We start from the raw sequence: 17690 nt of genomic DNA, 5'->3' as shown, positions 1-17690 counted from the left end.
CTAATTCGTGATGCCGGTCTGCAACGAGCAATTTCCTGTGCTCCGGTGCTCGAAAATCACTCGTTTCGCCATGGCCTGACGAATTTGCAACTGTAGTGTCAGGCCGGAGACGTATAGGACCGTCCGCCGAAAATTGCCGAGCCGACACGTACCGATGTCGCGCCGAAGCCGATCGCGGTTTCATAATCGCCAGACATGCCCATGGAGAGTTTTTCCACACCAGCTTCACGGGCGAGCTTTTCCAGAAGCGCAAAATGCGGCCCCGGATTTTCATCTGCTGGCGGAATGCACATCAGCCCTTCGATAGCGAGGCCATGTTCCTTGCGGCAGCGCTCGACAAAAGCAACAGCTTCCTTCGGAGCGATGCCAGCCTTCTGCTCTTCAAGTCCGGTATTGACCTGTACATAAAGCTTGGGGGCCTTGCCCTGCTTTTTGATCTCTACGGCAAGGGCGGCAGCGATCTTTTCGCGGTCGACGGTTTCGATAACATCAAAAAGAGCGACGGCGTCGGCAGCCTTGTTGGATTGCAGCGGGCCGATGAGATGCAATTCGATGCCTGAATAATCTTCGCGTAAGCCGGGCCATTTGCTCTGTGCTTCCTGCACGCGATTTTCACCGAACACGCGCTGTCCAGCGTCAAGCACCGGGCGGATCGCATCCGCATCGAAGGTTTTCGACACGGCGACAAGCGTAACGGAGCCCTTGTCGCGCTGTGCTTCCTTTTCGGCTTTGGCGATTGCAGCCTTGACCGTGTTCAGGTTCGCTACGATATCTGACATGAAACTCTCGCTTTCAGGCTTTTAATCCGCAAAAGGTTGACGCTTTCGCCAATACGTGGTGAAGGTCGCCATTAAATATCGACTCTCCTTATTGCATCACCTTCGTACGAGTAAATACGGTCATGGCAGCCGAACGTTATAATCCGCGCGTGGCGGAAGCTCATTGGCAGAAAGTCTGGGAAGAAGACCGGACCTTCGAAACCGACAATAGCGACAGCCGCGAAAAATACTATGTGCTTGAGATGTTCCCCTATCCATCGGGGCGCATCCATATGGGCCATGTGCGCAACTATGCGATGGGTGACGTGGTCGCCCGTTACAAGCGCGCCAAGGGTTTCAACGTGCTTCATCCGATGGGATGGGATGCGTTCGGCATGCCTGCGGAAAACGCGGCGATGCAGAACAAGGTTCATCCGAAGGAATGGACCTACCAGAACATCGCTACGATGCGCAGCCAGCTCAAATCGATGGGCCTTTCGCTCGACTGGGCGCGTGAATTCGCGACCTGCGACGTGGAATATTATCATCGCCAGCAGATGCTGTTCATCGACCTGTTCGAAAAGGGTCTGGTGACGCGCAAGACCTCCAAGGTCAACTGGGATCCGGTCGACAACACCGTGCTTGCCAACGAGCAGGTGGTGGACGGTCGTGGCTGGCGTTCGGGCGCTCTGGTTGAACAGCGCGAACTGACGCAATGGTTCTTCAAGATCACCGATTTCAGCGAGGAATTGCTGGCCGGTCTCGATACGCTCGACCAGTGGCCGGAAAAGGTTCGCCTGATGCAGCGCAACTGGATCGGCAAGTCGGAAGGCCTGCAGGTTCGCTTCGCGCTGGATGCCAAGACCGCGCCTGCTGATTTCTCGGAAATCGAAGTTTATACGACCCGTCCGGACACGCTTTTCGGTGCGGCCTTCGTGGCTATATCCGCCGATCATCCGCTGGCGAAGGAGCTTGCCGATGGCAATGCTGCGCTCACCGGCTTTATCGAGGAATGCCATCAGCACGGCACGTCGCTGGCGGCGCTTGAAACGGCTGAAAAGAAGGGCTTCGACACAGGCGTAAAAGTTCGCCACCCGTTCGATGAGAACTGGGAACTGCCGGTCTATGTCGCCAATTTCGTCCTGATGGAGTATGGCACGGGTGCTGTGTTCGGCTGTCCTGCGCATGACCAGCGCGATCTGGATTTCGCCAACAAGTATGCGCTGAAGGTAACGCCGGTCGTGCTGCCGAAGGACGAGGACGCGGCAAGCTTCAGCATTGGCGAAACGGCCTATACCGACGATGGCGTGATGATCAATTCGCGATTCCTCGACGGTATGACGCCGGAAGCAGCCTTTGCCGAAGTGGCTGAACGTCTGGAACAGTCCACGCTCGGCAATCAGCCGCAAGCGGTCCGCAAGGTGCAGTTCCGTCTGCGCGATTGGGGAATTTCGCGCCAGCGCTATTGGGGCTGCCCGATCCCGATGATCCATTGCGAAAGCTGTGGCGTCAATCCGGTGCCGCGCGCCGATCTGCCGGTCAAGCTGCCGGATGATGTCGATTTCGACCGTCCCGGCAACCCGCTCGACCGTCATGCAACATGGCGTCATGCGAAGTGCCCGAAATGCGGTGGCGAAGCCCGTCGCGAGACGGACACAATGGACACGTTCGTCGATTCATCCTGGTACTATGCCCGCTTTACGGCACCTTGGGAAAACGAACCGACCGACCGCAAGGTTGCCGATCACTGGCTGCCGGTCGATCAGTATATCGGCGGTATCGAACATGCGATCCTGCATCTGCTCTATTCGCGGTTCTTCACCCGCGCGATGAAGGTCGCCGGTCACGTCGGCATCGACGAGCCGTTCAAGGGCCTGTTCACGCAGGGCATGGTCGTGCATGAAACCTACAAGGCCGATGGCCAGTGGGTCGCGCCTGCCGACATTCGTATCGAGGAAACCGACGGCAAGCGCAGCGCGACGCTGCTTTCGACAGGCGGACCGGTGGAAATCGGCTCCATCGAGAAGATGTCGAAGTCGAAGAAGAATGTCGTCGATCCGGACGATATCATCGCCTCCTACGGTGCCGATACAGCGCGCTGGTTCATGCTGTCTGATTCGCCGCCCGAGCGTGATGTGATCTGGACGGAAGCCGGTGCGGAAGGTGCTCATCGCTTCGTCCAGCGCGTCTGGCGTCTGGTGGCGGAAGCGGCTGAACAGTTGAAGGACGTTGCGCCGAAGACCGGTACGCAGGGCGAAGCTCTTGTTGTTTCCAAGGCTGCGCACAAGGCGGTCAAGGCGGTTGGCGACGATATCGAGAAGCTCGCCTTCAACCGTGGTGTTGCCCGTCTTTACGAACTGGTCAACACGGTCGCAGCTTCCCTGCAGCAGGTTGCTTCGGGCAGTGCCGATGACGAGTTGAAGAGCGCTGTTCGTGACGCCACCGAAAAGCTCATCCTGATGCTGGCGCCGATGATGCCGCATCTGGCCGAACAGTGTCTGGCGGCGCTCGGCGGCATGATTGCCGGTCGCCAAACGCTGGTTGCCCGCAGTGCCTGGCCGGTGTTCGATCCGGCATTGGTGGTGGAAAACGAGATCGTTCTGCCAGTTCAAATCAACGGCAAGAAGCGTGGGGATTTGACAATCGCCCGCGACGCTGATCAAGCTAGCATCCAGCAGGCGGTGCTCGAACTTGACTTCGTCAAGGCTGCGCTCAACGGGGGCTCGCCGAAGAAGGTTATTGTGGTGCCGCAAAGGATCGTCAATGTCGTTGCCTGACCGCTTTTTCTCCGCAATCAAAGCCTTCCGGGTTGCGTTTTTCGCACTTGGGGCTGCGGTTCTGATGGCTGGATGCACCGTGCAGCCGCTTTATTCCTCCGGCCCCGGTGCCGGTGGAACCATAGGCGGCAGCGTGACGCCGGACATGCGCACCAAGCTTGCTTCGGTGGCGATCGATCCGGCTGGCGATGTATTCGGGCAGGAAGTGCGCAATGAGCTGATCTTCCTTCTGGGTGGTGGCGCCGGTGAACCGGCCAATCCGACCTATCGCCTTGGTCTCGGTCTGAGCAGCTATACCCTCGCGTCGGTGAGCGTAGATATCGGCGACCAGACCGACCGTACGGGTCGTCCTTCGGCCGGTATCGTCAAGGCCACGTCGAATTTCGTGCTGCGCGACAAGGATGGCAAGCCGCTTGCTGTGGGCACCCGCACGGTTGGCGCTTCCTTCGACCGCCCGCGTCAGGAGTTCGCCAACCTGCGTGCCGAACGCGATGCGCGAAAGCGCGCGGCGAAGGAGCTTGCGCAGCAGGTCTATCTTGCTCTTGCGATGAAACTTTCAAAGATTTGATTTTGGCTTGATGCCGATCATTTCAAAAGGCGGTGCGGGTTCGTGCCGCCTTTTGCTTTTGTAGCGGAGGGATCATGCGTCTCGTTTCATTTGCCGCCAAGGGCTATCGCTCGCTGCGTTCCATCCGCTTCGACCTCGGACAGGTGACGGTTTTCGTCGGTGAGAATGGTGCCGGAAAATCCAATCTCTATCGGGCGTTGCAACTGGTGAAGGCGGCGGCTGAAGGTAATCTCTCTACCGAAATCGTGCGAGAAGGAGGGATGCAATCGGCCATGTGGAGCGGCAATCGCCGCAAGCACGAATCCGCGCGCATCATTCTGGAAGCGGATTTTGAGGACGAGCGACTGGCCTCCCGTCTTTCCTATCGTGTTGAAGCAGGTCTGCCGCCACCCGTCTCCGGCGCGTTTCCCTTCGAGCCGCAGATCAAGGAAGAGCAGCTCAATCTTGATACGGGGCGCCGTCCTGTCGATCTGATGGACCGGCGCGGGCCTGCGGTTTTCGCCCGCGACGGGGAGGGGAGGCGCATGGAGCATCCGGCACGGCTTCTGACATCGGAAAGCGGGTTGGCTGTGCTGGGGCAGTCCGGCCATTATCCGGAAATCGGCGACCTTTCCGCACAAATACGCGGTTGGCGTTTTTATCATGGCTTTAGAAGTGATCGCGATGCCCCTGTGCGCCAGCCGTCCATTGCCGCAACCGCCGCCACGCTGGATGAGGACGGCAGCAATCTTGCTTCGGTCTTTGCCACGCTTGCCCATATCCGGCAGGATACGGTCGATCTGGATCGTCTGGTTGCCGACGCGCTGGATGGCGCGAAGCTGGTCATTCCCTATCCCGATGAAACAGCGACTTTCGGCCTGAACTTCCCGGCCTTTCCGCCGCGGACATTTCGCCCGGGAGAATTGTCCGATGGACAGATTCGCCTGCTGGCTCTGGCGGGTGCGCTGCTCTCCTACCGCCTGCCGCCGCTGATCGCGCTGAACGAACCCGAAGCCAGTTTGCATCCCGATATGATCCCGTCATTGGCCCGAATGATTGCACAGGCATCCGAACGCAGCCAGATATGGGTGGTGACCCATTCAGCCGCCCTTGCCAGCGCCATTGCGGAGCAATCAGGCACGCGGCCAATCCGGGTGAGCAAGCAGGATGGGGAAACCGTGCTGCAATAAAAAAGCGGGCCTGAGCCCGCTTTTCATCTGTCTTGCAAGGTCGTAGATCAGGCGATCTTCTGGCCGGTCTTCGCCCAATCGGCGAGGAAGGTTTCGAGGCCCTTGTCGGTCAGCGGATGCTTGACCAGTGCCTTCAGGGTTGCTGGAGGCGCGGTCACGACATCGGCGCCGATAAGCGCTGCTTCCTTGACGTGATTGACGGTGCGAACCGAAGCGGCCAGAATTTCCGTGCGATAGTCGTAATTGTCATAAATCGTACGGATTTCGGCAATCAGTTCCATGCCGTTGATGCCGGTGTCATCGAGACGGCCGATGAACGGCGAAATGAAGGTCGCGCCAGCCTTTGCTGCCAGCAGCGCCTGATTGGCCGAAAAGCAGAGCGTCATGTTGACCTTGTGACCTTCGGATGACAGGGCCTTACAGGCTTTAAGTCCGTCGAGGGTGACAGGCAGCTTGATGCAGATGTTGTCAGCGATCTTGGCGATGACGGCTGCTTCCTTCATCATCTGCTCATATTCAGTAGCAGCCACTTCAGCGGAAACCGGACCCTTGACGATGTTGCAGATTTCTTTGGTGACTTCGATAATGTCACGGCCCGACTTCAGGATGAGGGACGGGTTGGTGGTCACGCCATCGACCAGTCCGAGGTCGTTGAGCTCACGGATTTCCTTGACGTCCGCAGTGTCCACGAAAAACTTCATAACAGCGTTCCTCCATAATGAGCGCGGGTGGTTTTTGGGAGCTAAATCCATTTAAGTCCCGGAAGGTGGCTTTTCTTTAGCGCAAAGCCGCGCCAAGGTCACGCGATCATGTCGAAAGATTCGCACGATATCTCCAGTCTGTTTCCGGAGCTCGCACCACGGGTGGTTCCCGTGCTCGTGCCCATGCCCGCGGAGCGGCCTTATTCATATATGGTTCCGGAAGGGATGAACGTCCAGCCCGGGTCGATCGTGCGCGTGCCGCTCGGGCCGCGGGAAGTGGCGGGGATCGTCTGCGAAGGCGAAACTGATGCTGTCGATGCCAGAAAGCTGCGGGTTATTTCGGAAGTTTTCGATTGTCCGCCGGTGGGCGGCGACATGCTGCGCTTCATGCGCTGGGCCGCCGACTATACACTTTCACCGCCCGGTATGGTGGCGCGCATGGTCCTGCGTGTGCCGGCCGCATTCGATCCCGAACCGGCAGTGCCGGGGCTTCGCTATTCCGGCGGCGAGCCGGAGCGCATGACTGAAGCCCGTGCACGCGTGATGGAGCTTGCCCGCGACGGGCTTGCCTGGACACGGTCGGGTCTCGCCCATGCGGCGGGCGTTTCGGCGACAGTCGTGGAGGGGTTGAAGGCGCAGGGCGTTTTCGAGGAAGTCATGCTGCCGCCGCCATCCGTGGTGGCGAAGCCCGATATCGACTATGCGCGGGCCACGCTTTCGGAAGATCAGCAGGCGGCGGCGGAAATGTTGTCGGAGGCCGTGGAGGCGGATTGTTTTTCGGTTTCGCTGCTCGATGGTGTGACGGGATCGGGCAAGACCGAGGTTTATTTCGAAGCGGTTGCCAAGGCGATAGAGCAAGGCAAGCAGGTGCTGATTCTCCTGCCTGAAATCGCGCTGACACAACAGTTCCTCGACCGTTTTCACAACCGGTTTGGCGCAAAGCCCGCTGAATGGCATTCCGACCTTGCTCCCCGCACCCGTGAACGCGTCTGGCGACAGATTGCGGAAGGCACGGTGCGGGTTGTGGCGGGCGCTCGATCGGCGCTTTTTCTGCCGTTCAAGGAACTGGGGTTGATCGTCGTCGATGAAGAACATGACCCGGCTTACAAACAGGAAGATCGGGTGTTCTACAATGCTCGCGATATGGCGGTGGTGCGCGCTCATATCAGCGGTTTTCCGGTTGTGCTGGCGTCAGCCACCCCATCCATCGAAAGTCAGGTCAATGCGGAGCAAGGGCGCTACAAGCGAATCAAGCTCTATGGTCGCTATGCGGAAGCAGCACTTCCCGATCTGAAGACCATCGACATGCGGCGATCACCGCCGCCGCCGGGTCGCTTTCTGTCGCCTGCCTTGACTGAGGCGGTCGGCAAGACGGTGGAGCGCGGCGAACAGGCGCTTTTGTTCCTCAACCGTCGCGGTTATGCGCCGCTGACGCTATGCCGGGTCTGTGGTCACCGCTTCCAGTGTCCGCAATGTTCGAGCTGGCTCGTGGAACATCGTTTTCGCGGGCAGCTCATGTGTCACCAGTGCGGCTATCACGAGCCGACGCCCGAAGCCTGTCCCGAATGCGGTACGCTGGATCATCTGGTTGCCTGCGGTCCCGGTGTGGAGCGCATCGCGGAAGAAGTGGCGGCAACGTTCAGCGAAGCCCGAATCATAGTGCTTTCGTCTGATATGGCGGGCGGCGTGAAGCGGCTGCGACTGGAACTCGATGCAATCGCAAAAGGCGAGGCGGATATCGTTATCGGTACGCAGCTTGTCGCCAAGGGGCACAACTTCCCCAACATGACGCTGGTGGGCGTGGTGGATGCCGATCTGGGGCTGGCCAATGGCGACCCGCGAGCAGCCGAACGCACCTTCCAGCTGCTCAATCAGGTGACAGGACGCGCCGGTCGAACAGGGCGCAAGAGCCTCGGTCTTATCCAGACCTACCAGCCGGATCATCCGGTCATGCGCGCCATCGTCAGTGGTGATACAGAAGCTTTCTATGCTCGCGAAATCGAAGAGCGCGAGCGCAGCGTATTGCCGCCATTCGGCCGACTTGCGGCATTGATTATTTCCGCTGATAACCGACCTGATGCTGAAAATCATGCGCGTGCGTTGCGTCGGGCAGCACCTTCGTCGTCGGAGATTTCCGTGCTCGGGCCTGCCGAAGCACCCTTGGCACTTGTTCGGGGAAGGCATCGTTTCCGCATCCTGGTACACGGGACAAAACGCGCCGATATTCAAGGATTTATTCGCGCTTTGCTTGCCGGTGGCCCGAAGGAACGCGGATCAGTCCGCGTTCAGGTGGATATCGATCCGCAAAGTTTCCTCTGACCTGTAAAGGCGTGGAAGATCGACGGAAATTCGGCTACTGAATTTCAGTTCATTGCGATCGCGGGGAGCTGTCTGTCTGATTGTCTCTTCGCATGTCTTTATCCCAAAAGCGGTTCCACTTTTGGGAGGCATGTTAATACGGCAAGAAACGATGAGGGTAATTGCGATGGAATTCTATCTTCCTGCCACGACCGGAGAATGGCTTGCCTGGGGCGCTGCCGCCATAACCGCGCTTGCCGGTTTGGTCATGCTTTTTGCGCCCGGTATAGCGATGAAGCTGTTGCGGCTCCAGCCGATCAATGGCCGTCCCGAAGGCTATGGCTCGATCCGTGCGACGCTGGCCGGACCTTATCTCGGTGTGGGGCTTGGCTGCCTCGTTTTCGCGCAGCCCTTTCTCTGGGTCGTGCTGGGCGCCGTTTGGGGATTTGCGCTGTTCGGACGCTTCATTTCGATGATGTCGGACGCAGGCGGGCGCAAGGGCGGACCGGCGGGCGGGCGCTTCTATGGCAGTCTCGCCGCACTGGTTGAGTTCGTGCTTGCAGCAGGTCCGCTGCTTTATGCTTTCGGCTTCCTTTCCTGAGCGGAAACCGGCCGGTCCTGCACGTCAGACGTGCAGGCTGCATGGCACAAGGCAGCTTCGCTTCGGTGGATGCGACTTTTTTGACCGCGAAAGGCGGTAAATCTTACACAAAAGTGCCGGATTCGCGTGTTGCGAGTCCTGTTCGTCTATGCTAGACGGCAATCACATTTCGGTGTTGACGTGCTCGCGCGTCAGTGGTTTTCCGGAAACATTCAATAAAATCATCAGTTTGGCGTCCTGAACAAGATTGGGCCTCAAAAGGATGGTTTCAACGTAGAGAGCAGGTTGTTCGTGGCTGAAACGTCTTCGCTCATTTCAGGTGTCGCACAGCGCTACGCCGGATCGCTTTTCGAGCTAGCGCTCGATGCGAAATCCGTTGCAGCTGTGGAAAAAGATCTTGACCGTTTCGAGGCGCTTCTGAGCGGAAGCGAAGACCTCAAGCGGCTGATCTCCAGTCCGGTATTTTCTTCGGAAGATCAGCTTCACGCCATCGGCGCTCTTGCCGATAAGGCAGGCATCAAGGGTCTGGTCGGGAATTTCCTGCGCGTTGTCGCGCGGAACCGCCGTCTCTTCGCGCTGCCGGGCATTGTCGCCGCTTTCCGCAAGATTGCTGCTGAACATCGTGGCGAGATTTCCGCCGATGTTCTTTCCGCGCACGACTTGAGTGCCGCGCAGCAGAACGAATTGAAGGCAACGCTGAAGGGCGTGGCCGGCAAGGACGTGACGATCAACGTCACCGTCGATCCGTCGATCCTCGGCGGTCTTATCGTCAAGATGGGTTCGCGTCAGATCGACACGTCCCTTCGCACCAAACTTTCTTCTCTTAAGCTTGCACTGAAAGAGGTCGGCTGATGGACATCCGCGCCGCGGAAATTTCCGCTATCCTGAAAGAGCAAATCAAGAACTTCGGCAAGGAGGCTGAGGTCTCCGAGGTCGGTCAGGTTCTGTCCGTCGGTGACGGTATTGCTCGCGTCTATGGTCTGGACAATGTTCAGGCTGGTGAAATGGTCGAATTCCCTGGTGGTATTCGCGGCATGGCGCTGAACCTTGAAAGCGACAATGTTGGTGTCGTTATCTTCGGTGCCGACCGTGACATCAAGGAAGGCGACGTCGTCAAGCGTACAGGCGCAATCGTTGACGTTCCTGTCGGTCCGGGCCTGCTCGGCCGTGTTGTCGATGCTCTCGGCAACCCGATCGACGGCAAGGGCCCAATCGTTGCTACCGAGCGTCGCCGCGTCGACGTCAAGGCACCGGGCATCATTCCGCGTAAGTCGGTTCATGAGCCAATGTCGACTGGCCTCAAGGCTGTTGACGCTCTGATCCCGGTTGGTCGTGGTCAGCGCGAGCTGGTCATCGGTGACCGTCAGACCGGCAAGACCGCCATCATTCTCGACACCTTCCTGAATCAGAAGCCGATCCACGACAACGGCCCGGACAGCGAAAAGCTTTATTGCGTTTACGTTGCTATCGGCCAGAAGCGTTCGACTGTTGCTCAGTTCGTCAAGGTTCTCGAAGAACGCGGCGCTCTCGAATATTCGATCGTTGTTGCGGCTACCGCTTCCGATCCGGCTCCGATGCAGTACCTCGCTCCGTTCGCAGGCTGCGCAATGGGCGAATATTTCCGTGACAACGGTCAGCACGCTCTCATCGGTTATGACGATCTGTCCAAGCAGGCTGTTGCTTACCGTCAGATGTCCCTTCTGCTTCGTCGTCCTCCGGGCCGTGAAGCTTATCCGGGCGACGTTTTCTATCTGCACTCCCGTCTTCTCGAACGCGCTGCAAAGCTCAACGACGAAAACGGCGCTGGCTCGCTGACGGCTCTGCCGGTCATCGAAACGCAGGGCAACGACGTTTCGGCCTTCATTCCGACCAACGTGATCTCGATCACCGACGGCCAGATCTTCCTCGAAACCAACCTGTTCTATCAGGGTATCCGTCCGGCTGTTAACGTCGGTCTGTCGGTTTCCCGCGTTGGTTCGTCCGCTCAGGTCAAGGCCATGAAGCAGGTTGCCGGTTCGATCAAGGGCGAGCTTGCCCAGTATCGTGAAATGGCCGCCTTCGCACAGTTCGGTTCGGATCTCGATGCCTCGACCCAGCGTTTGCTGAACCGTGGCGCACGTCTGACCGAGCTTCTCAAGCAGCCACAGTTCTCGCCGCTCAAGACAGAAGAACAGGTTGCCGTGATTTTCGCCGGCGTGAATGGCTATCTCGACAAGATCGCCGTCAACCAGGTTGGCAAGTTCGAAGCAGGTCTACTTTCTTCGCTGCGCACCGAGCACAAGGATGTGCTGGATGCGATCCGCGACGAAAAGGCGCTCACCGACAACATCAAAGCAAAGCTCAAGGCAGCGGTCGACGCGTTCGCCAAGTCTTTCGCTTGAATTTTGTGACGGGATGAACGGATGCCTTCACTAAAGGATCTGAGAAACCGTATCGCCTCGGTCAAGGCGACGCAGAAAATCACCAAGGCGATGCAGATGGTCGCCGCGGCGAAGCTGCGCCGTGCCCAGGAAGCTGCAGAGGCCGCACGGCCTTACTCGCAGCGCATGGGTGCCGTTCTCGCGAATATCGCGCAGAATGTCAGCGGTGAAGATGCACCGGCGTTGATGGCCGGTACGGGTAAGGATGACGTGCATCTGCTCGTCGTCTGCACTGCAGAACGTGGCCTTTGCGGCGGTTTCAATTCGCAGATCGCACGCCTGGCGCGCGATCATACCCGCAAGCTCCTCGCTGAAGGCAAGACGGTCAAGATCATCACGGTCGGCAAGAAGGGCGCAGATATTCTGCGTCGCGAATTTGCCTCTCTGATCATCGACCATGTCAATCTGCGCGAAGTCAAGCAGCTCGCTTTTGTGCATGCCGACCAGATCGGCCACAAGGTGATCGAGCTGTTTGAACAAGGCGCATTTGATGTCTGCACCCTGTTCTATTCCGAATTCAAGTCGGTGATTGCACAGATTCCAACTGCACAGCAGCTCATTCCGGCTTCGGCTGGTGACGTTGCGCAGGCGGACACTGCAGGCGATGCGATTTATGAGTACGAACCTGATCCTGCGGCGATCCTGAGCACGCTGATCCCGCGCAATATTTCGGTCCAGATTTTCCGCGCTCTCTTGGAAAATGTGGCGGGCGAAATGGGCGCGAAGATGAGCGCGATGGACAATGCGACGCGTAATGCCGGTGACATGATCAACAAGTTGTCGATCACGTATAACCGTCAGCGTCAGGCTCAGATCACCAAGGAACTGATCGAAATCATTTCGGGCGCGGAAGCGCTCTAGGGTTTACCGCATGGTCTTATCCGGGAAGTCTGCAACTTTTCGGGACCATGCTAACGGAAGGTAAGGATCGATGGCAAAAGCAGCGACCCCGAAAACTACCGCCGCGGCCGAAGCAAAGCCGGCAGCGGCCAAGAAGGCTCCAGCCAAGGCTACACCAGCTAAGGCGGCTGCCGCCAAGACGCCAGCAGCTCCCAAGGCTGCAGCGACCGGCGCAGTAGGCAAGATCACTCAGGTCATCGGCGCTGTTGTCGACGTACAGTTCGAAGACGGTCAGCTGCCGCTGATCCTCAACGCGCTGGAAACCGACAATCTGGGCAACCGCCTGGTTCTCGAAGTTGCGCAGCATCTGGGCGAAAACACCGTTCGCACCATCGCCATGGACTCGACCGAAGGTCTGGTTCGCGGTCACGAAGTGCGCGACACCGGCAACCCGATCATGGTTCCGGTTGGTGAAGAAACGCTTGGCCGCATCATGAACGTCATCGGCGAGCCGGTTGACGAAGCTGGTCCGATCAAGACCACAGCGCGCCGCGCGATCCACCAGGAAGCTCCTGAGTACATCGAACAGTCGACCGAAGCTGAAATCCTCGTAACGGGCATCAAGGTCGTCGACCTTCTCGCTCCTTACGCCAAGGGTGGTAAGATTGGTCTGTTCGGCGGCGCAGGCGTCGGCAAGACCGTTCTCATCATGGAACTGATCAACAACGTCGCTAAGGCGCACGGCGGTTACTCGGTATTCGCAGGCGTTGGTGAACGTACCCGTGAAGGTAACGACCTTTACCACGAAATGATCGAATCGGGCGTTAACAAGCTCGGTGGCGGGGAAGGCTCCAAGGCCGCACTCGTTTACGGTCAGATGAACGAGCCTCCGGGTGCGCGCGCTCGTGTTGCTCTGTCGGGTCTGACGGTTGCTGAAAACTTCCGTGACAAGGGCCAGGACGTTCTGTTCTTCGTGGACAACATCTTCCGCTTCACGCAGGCTGGTTCGGAACTCTCGGCTCTTCTCGGCCGTATTCCTTCCGCTGTGGGTTATCAGCCGACGCTGGCAACCGACATGGGCGCGATGCAGGAACGCATCACCACGACGACCAAGGGTTCGATTACCTCGGTTCAGGCAATTTACGTTCCTGCCGACGATTTGACCGATCCTGCACCGGCTACGTCGTTCGCTCACTTGGACGCGACCACCACGCTGAACCGTTCGATCGCTGAAAAGGGTATTTACCCGGCTGTGGATCCGCTGGAATCCACGTCGCGTATGCTCGATCCGATGATCGTTGGTGAAGAACACTACGCCGTTGCCCGTCAGGTTCAGTCGATCCTGCAGCGCTACAAGTCGCTTCAGGACATCATCGCCATCCTCGGCATGGACGAACTGTCGGAAGACGACAAGCTGACCGTTGCGCGCGCTCGTAAGATCGAACGCTTCCTGTCGCAGCCGTTCTTCGTTGCTGAAGTCTTCACCGGTTCGCCGGGCAAGCTCGTCGACCTCGCAGACACCATCAAGGGCTTCAAGGGCCTTTGCGCTGGCGACTACGATCATCTTCCAGAACCGGCCTTCTACATGGTCGGATCGATTGAAGAAGCGATCGAAAAGGCGAAGAAGCTGGCTGCTGAAGCGGCTTGATGAATTGAGTTTCACGGTGGGCCGCAAGGCCCGCCGTGAAAGCCAATCATTTTGTTTAAGCATGGTTTTCCGAAAACCGGTCTCCACCTTTCGGACTCATGCTTTTGAATTCAAGTGAGAACCATGGCTCAAGCTTTCCAATTCGAACTCGTGTCGCCTGAACGACTCCTGCTTTCCGCGCAGGTGACGGAAGTCGTCATTCCGGGTAGCGAAGGCTATCTGACGGCTCTCGCCGGTCATTCGCCGCTGATGACGACGATCATGCCGGGTGTCGTTTCGGTGAAGCTTGCCGATGGCAAGTCCGACTCCTACGTGGTCTTCGGCGGTTTTGCCGATATTACCCCGCAGGGCTGCACCGTTCTGGCCGAATCGGCGACCCATGTGGACGATATCGACCCGGCAGATATTCAGCGCCGCATCGATCATGCCCGCGAGGCTCTGGACGACGCTTCGTCCAATGAACATCGTACCAAGGCGGAAATCTTCCTGCATCAGCTGATGACGCTGCAGGGCACGATCATGCCTGCCTGACAGGTGGCAATTTGATGTTTTTCGGGAGAGCGGGCTTTGGCCCGCTTTTTCTTTTTTAGATCACTGGTTTGACGGTGAATTTCTTTGCTGTGCCGCCATATCGGCGTCGAATCCCATCACGCTTGCGTGAGTTCAGGAAGTTCACTTGAAAATAGTTCGCCAGCGATTTATCCAAATCTATAATCATTAGTTTACTAATATATAAGGCGGTTGGCATGGATACGGCAGATCTCAAAGCTGAAATGATTGATGCCATGGCGAAGGTTAATCGCAGGCTTCGCACCGTTTTCGATGCGCGTGTGAAGGAGCGTGGGCTGACGCTGGCCCGGGCGCGCACCTTGCTTGCCCTGATCGAACAGGAAGGCCTGTATCAGAAGGAACTGGCAGAAGCGCTGGAAATCGAGAATGCGACCATGGTTCGCCTGCTCGACGGTCTGGAGCGTCAATCATTCATCGAACGGCAGACGGTTCAGGGCGATCGCCGCGCCAAGCGGGTGGTGATGACGGCGGAGGGCAAAATTCTGGCCGAACAGGTCGTGAAGCTCGCCGGTGATGTTCGCGAGGACCTGCTGGAAGGCGTGAGTGATGAGGAAGTGAGCATTGCGCTCAATGTGCTCCGCAAAATGTCGGAATCGATGAATAAAACTCATTGAATGGACTTCAGTCCCAACAATGGTGATAGAGCCGAAGCGTGAGCTTCGGCTTTTTATTTGGTCGCGCAATCCGGTGCACCGCCGCCAGCGCTCAAGCCAGAAATACTCCCACGATCACGGTTTCGTCAGCGAGCGTCTCGAAATCTGACGTATCACGCCACCTTTCGGTCGCAGGTGAACGGCTCACTGACATCGCCATCAGTTGTGGGAACCTGCACGGGGAGCGTTTTAGATGCATTATTCGTCTCAGGCGGTTATCGGCCTAAGTGCAATTCTGTCCATCGTTTCGGTGCAGGCAAAGGATATGGAGCGCGGGACACGTCATGCCTACGCTCTGGCCCAAAATCGCATCAACACCGATGAAGGGCTGGTTTTCGATATTGGTCCGACAACGGCAACAGCTATCCGGACCAATGAGCGGACGCGCCGGTCATTGCGGACACGGTGATGCCTTCTGCCTGATCGCGCCGAGATTCAGGGCGCAAGGGTGCGCAGATAGGTCATCAGTTCGCTGGCCGTATCGCTGGCCCGCTCCGGTTGGCGGGAAATGATCGCCTCGATCAGTGTCGCATGGGCGTTGGCCGAACCGGATATTCCGGTCGATGGACGAAGGCGAAACCAGAAGCGGCGGCTGTGGGTTTGCAAGGGTGCTGCGATACGGGCGGCATAGGGATTGCTTGCCGCCGTGCCCAGAACAATGTCGAATGCCTTGTCAGCGTCTAGAAACAGCGCCACGTCCTCGGTGGGAATGGCCTGCCGCATGGCGGCTGCGGCGGCTTCAAGCCGTTCATAATCGCGCGGACTGCCGAAGCGCGCCGCATCGCGTGCCAGAACGCGCTCGACACCCTCGCGGGCATCCAGCACCTTGATAAAATCCTTCGGATCAATCGGCGCTATGGCGATGCCGGACCGCGGTCGCACTTCCACGAGGCCTTCCCACGCAAGCCGTTGAATGGCTTCGCGCATCGGCGTGCGACCCATGCCGGTCAGCTCGATGAGCGCGCGCTCGTTGACGACAGTGCCCGGTTCCAGTTCCAGCGTGACGATGGAACGTTCCAGAATACGATAAGCCTGCTCGGCCAGGCTTTCGCTGCCCCAGCCGTCCATGGTCGCCAGCGGCATGCTTGCCGGGTTCCGTGCCAGCCTGTCTCGAACATTCGTCTCTTCCATGCGTGTCCATGCCTTGTGGTTACGACGATTGACATAGTTCAATCCTACAGATATATCTCTGATATATCAATACGGTGTGATGTGGGTTGGTTGATCCCTAAATCTGCTTTTGTGGCTTTTTCAAGCGATGGCGAACTTTCAGCACAGCGTCATTCCAAAAAATCGATGGACAAAGCCGGGGTGACTGGCGTTGAAACTATGTCGAGTGCCGATGGATCGAACCATAGACGCCGTCCGGCTTTTGACCATTGCGGACTGTGGGTAAAATTGAATCCGGTGGGGAGCCGTAAAAGATGAAATCTGATCCACAGGGTCAGCAGGATGTTCTCATTATCGGTGGCGGTATTGTCGGTGTCGCCACAGCCGCCTTGCTTGCCGAGGCGGGACGCCAGGTTCTGGTCGTCGACAGAAGTGGCATTTGCGAAGAAACCAGTTCAGGCAATGCGGCGGCGCTGGCATTTTCCGATATTCTTCCGCTTGCCTCCAAAGGCGTGATGCGCAAGGTGCCGGGCTGGCTGATGGATCCGCTCGGTCCATTTACCATCCGTCCGTCCTATTTTCCAAAGATGGTGCCTTGGCTCTACCGTTTCTGGCGTGCGAGTAGCGCAGATGCGCTGGCAAAAACTGCGGTTGCGCAGGCGGACATCATGCGTCTTGCAGGCAGCGAGATGATGGCGCTCATCGATCGTGCGGGATTGCGCGACAGGTTGCGCGAGAACGGCAATCTGGAACTCTATGAAAGTGAAGCAGAGCTTGCCGCCTCGCAGCCAGGCTGGGATGTTCGCGAGAAGGCAGGAATTGCCTATGAACACGTGCGCGGCAACCGGCTTGTTGAATTGCAGCCGGGCCTGAGTCCGCGTTTCGTCGCCGGAACTTTTGTTCCCGGCTGGAAGAATGTCAGCGATCCAAAACTGTTCGGCAAGGCAATCTGGGCCTATGCCGAAAGCATGGGTGCACGCTTTCTTCAGGCTAAAGTCACGAGCGCAGGACCGGGTAATGGCGGGGCAAGCGTTCGCCTCGTGGATGGAACCGAAATCAAGGCGGCGCATCTTGTCCTGATGACGGGCGCCTGGTCTCGCGATCTTGCCAAAGGTTTTGGCGATGCTGTGCCACTCGATACGGAGCGCGGTTATAATACGACACTGCCTGTTGGCAGTTTCGATGTGAAGCGGCAGCTGACATTCCCCGGCCATGGCTTTGTGGTCACGCCGATGGAAACCGGCCTGCGTGTGGGCGGCGCCGTGGAATTCGGCGGGCTCGACCTACCGCCCAATTTCGCGCGATCCGAGGCCATGCTAATGAAGGCCTCCATGTTTTTGCCGGGCCTTCGCACCGAGGGCGGGCGGCAATGGATGGGCTATCGGCCGTCCATGCCGGATTCCGTACCGGTCATTGGCCGGGCCTCTGCAGGCGGAAACATCTATTACGGCTTCGGCCATGGCCATCTGGGCCTCACACAATCGGCTGCAACCGGGCGGCTTATCCGCGATCTCATCACGGGTACCGCGCCTGTAATCGATATTGAACCTTTCAAGCCACAACGTTTTCGGAACTGA

The 17690-nt window shown here is 58.1% G+C and carries 16 protein-coding genes; 13 read left to right on the top strand and 3 right to left on the bottom strand.

What is annotated here, in order from left to right; genetic code table 11:
* Positions 1-98: 98 nt before the first annotated feature.
* Entirely contained in the window at positions 99-779 is a 681-nt protein-coding gene (locus tag CQZ93_RS11930) for a YggS family pyridoxal phosphate-dependent enzyme (RefSeq protein WP_105542741.1), read from the bottom strand.
* Positions 780-901: 122 nt separating this feature from the next.
* On the opposite strand from CQZ93_RS11930, the gene leuS reads away from it, so the two are divergent.
* The 3 genes from leuS (at position 902) to CQZ93_RS11915 (ending at position 5272) form a co-directional block, all read left to right on the top strand.
* A complete protein-coding gene (gene leuS, locus CQZ93_RS11925; protein ID WP_105542740.1) occupies positions 902-3535 on the top strand; it encodes a leucine--tRNA ligase in 2634 nt (877 codons plus the stop codon).
* Positions 3522-4103 carry an LPS assembly lipoprotein LptE gene (lptE, locus tag CQZ93_RS11920; RefSeq protein ID WP_105542739.1) on the top strand — a complete coding sequence of 194 codons (582 nt, stop codon included), beginning with the start codon at positions 3522-3524 and terminating at the stop codon, positions 4101-4103. Before leuS ends, lptE begins: the two co-directional genes overlap by 14 nt.
* 74 nt (positions 4104-4177) lie before the next feature.
* A complete protein-coding gene (locus CQZ93_RS11915; RefSeq protein ID WP_105542738.1) occupies positions 4178-5272 on the top strand; it encodes an AAA family ATPase in 1095 nt (364 codons plus the stop codon).
* A 47-nt stretch (positions 5273-5319) separates the two neighbouring features.
* On the opposite strand, the gene fsa is transcribed toward CQZ93_RS11915, so the two are convergent.
* On the bottom strand, positions 5320-5973 hold the full coding sequence (gene fsa / locus CQZ93_RS11910) for a fructose-6-phosphate aldolase (protein ID WP_105542737.1): 654 nt from the start codon (positions 5971-5973) through the stop codon (positions 5320-5322).
* Positions 5974-6081: 108 nt separating this feature from the next.
* Here fsa and CQZ93_RS11905 point away from each other — a divergent pair, with 108 nt between their 5' ends.
* The 9 genes from CQZ93_RS11905 to CQZ93_RS11865 all read left to right on the top strand — a co-directional run bounded on the left by CQZ93_RS11905 (position 6082) and on the right by CQZ93_RS11865 (position 15412).
* Complete coding sequence (locus tag CQZ93_RS11905) at positions 6082-8292, top strand: primosomal protein N' (RefSeq protein ID WP_105542736.1); 2211 nt, start codon at positions 6082-6084, stop codon at positions 8290-8292.
* 166 nt (positions 8293-8458) lie between these two features.
* Positions 8459-8872 (top strand): AGROH133_08824 family phage infection protein, encoded by a 414-nt coding sequence (locus tag CQZ93_RS11900; protein WP_105542735.1) that lies wholly within the window; start codon positions 8459-8461, stop codon positions 8870-8872.
* 291 nt (positions 8873-9163) lie between these two features.
* Positions 9164-9724 (top strand): F0F1 ATP synthase subunit delta, encoded by a 561-nt coding sequence (locus tag CQZ93_RS11895; RefSeq protein ID WP_105543287.1) that lies wholly within the window; start codon positions 9164-9166, stop codon positions 9722-9724.
* Positions 9724-11253 (top strand): F0F1 ATP synthase subunit alpha, encoded by a 1530-nt coding sequence (gene atpA / locus CQZ93_RS11890; RefSeq protein WP_105542734.1) that lies wholly within the window; start codon positions 9724-9726, stop codon positions 11251-11253. Before CQZ93_RS11895 ends, atpA begins: the two co-directional genes overlap by 1 nt.
* 21 nt (positions 11254-11274) lie before the next feature.
* Entirely contained in the window at positions 11275-12153 is an 879-nt protein-coding gene (locus tag CQZ93_RS11885; protein WP_105542733.1) for a F0F1 ATP synthase subunit gamma, read from the top strand.
* 70 nt (positions 12154-12223) lie between these two features.
* Complete coding sequence (gene atpD, locus CQZ93_RS11880) at positions 12224-13780, top strand: F0F1 ATP synthase subunit beta (protein ID WP_105542732.1); 1557 nt, start codon at positions 12224-12226, stop codon at positions 13778-13780.
* A 123-nt stretch (positions 13781-13903) separates the two neighbouring features.
* Positions 13904-14311 (top strand): F0F1 ATP synthase subunit epsilon, encoded by a 408-nt coding sequence (locus CQZ93_RS11875; protein WP_105542731.1) that lies wholly within the window; start codon positions 13904-13906, stop codon positions 14309-14311.
* A 215-nt stretch (positions 14312-14526) separates the two neighbouring features.
* On the top strand, positions 14527-14964 hold the full coding sequence (locus CQZ93_RS11870) for a MarR family winged helix-turn-helix transcriptional regulator (protein ID WP_105542730.1): 438 nt from the start codon (positions 14527-14529) through the stop codon (positions 14962-14964).
* 232 nt (positions 14965-15196) lie between these two features.
* The gene (locus CQZ93_RS11865; RefSeq protein ID WP_105542729.1) at positions 15197-15412 is read left to right on the top strand and encodes a hypothetical protein; all 216 of its coding nucleotides are present in this window, start codon (positions 15197-15199) and stop codon (positions 15410-15412) included.
* 26 nt (positions 15413-15438) lie between these two features.
* On the opposite strand, the gene CQZ93_RS11860 is transcribed toward CQZ93_RS11865, so the two are convergent.
* The gene (locus CQZ93_RS11860) at positions 15439-16134 is read right to left on the bottom strand and encodes a GntR family transcriptional regulator (RefSeq protein ID WP_105542728.1); all 696 of its coding nucleotides are present in this window, start codon (positions 16132-16134) and stop codon (positions 15439-15441) included.
* A gap of 293 nt (positions 16135-16427) precedes the next feature.
* On the opposite strand from CQZ93_RS11860, the gene CQZ93_RS11855 reads away from it, so the two are divergent.
* Positions 16428-17690: an NAD(P)/FAD-dependent oxidoreductase gene (locus CQZ93_RS11855; protein ID WP_105542727.1), complete on the top strand. Its 1263-nt coding sequence runs from the start codon at positions 16428-16430 to the stop codon at positions 17688-17690.

This window comes from Ochrobactrum vermis, assembly GCF_002975205.1.
Lineage (GTDB): Bacteria > Pseudomonadota > Alphaproteobacteria > Rhizobiales > Rhizobiaceae > Brucella > Brucella vermis.
This window is presented reverse-complemented; position numbering and strand designations above follow the sequence as displayed.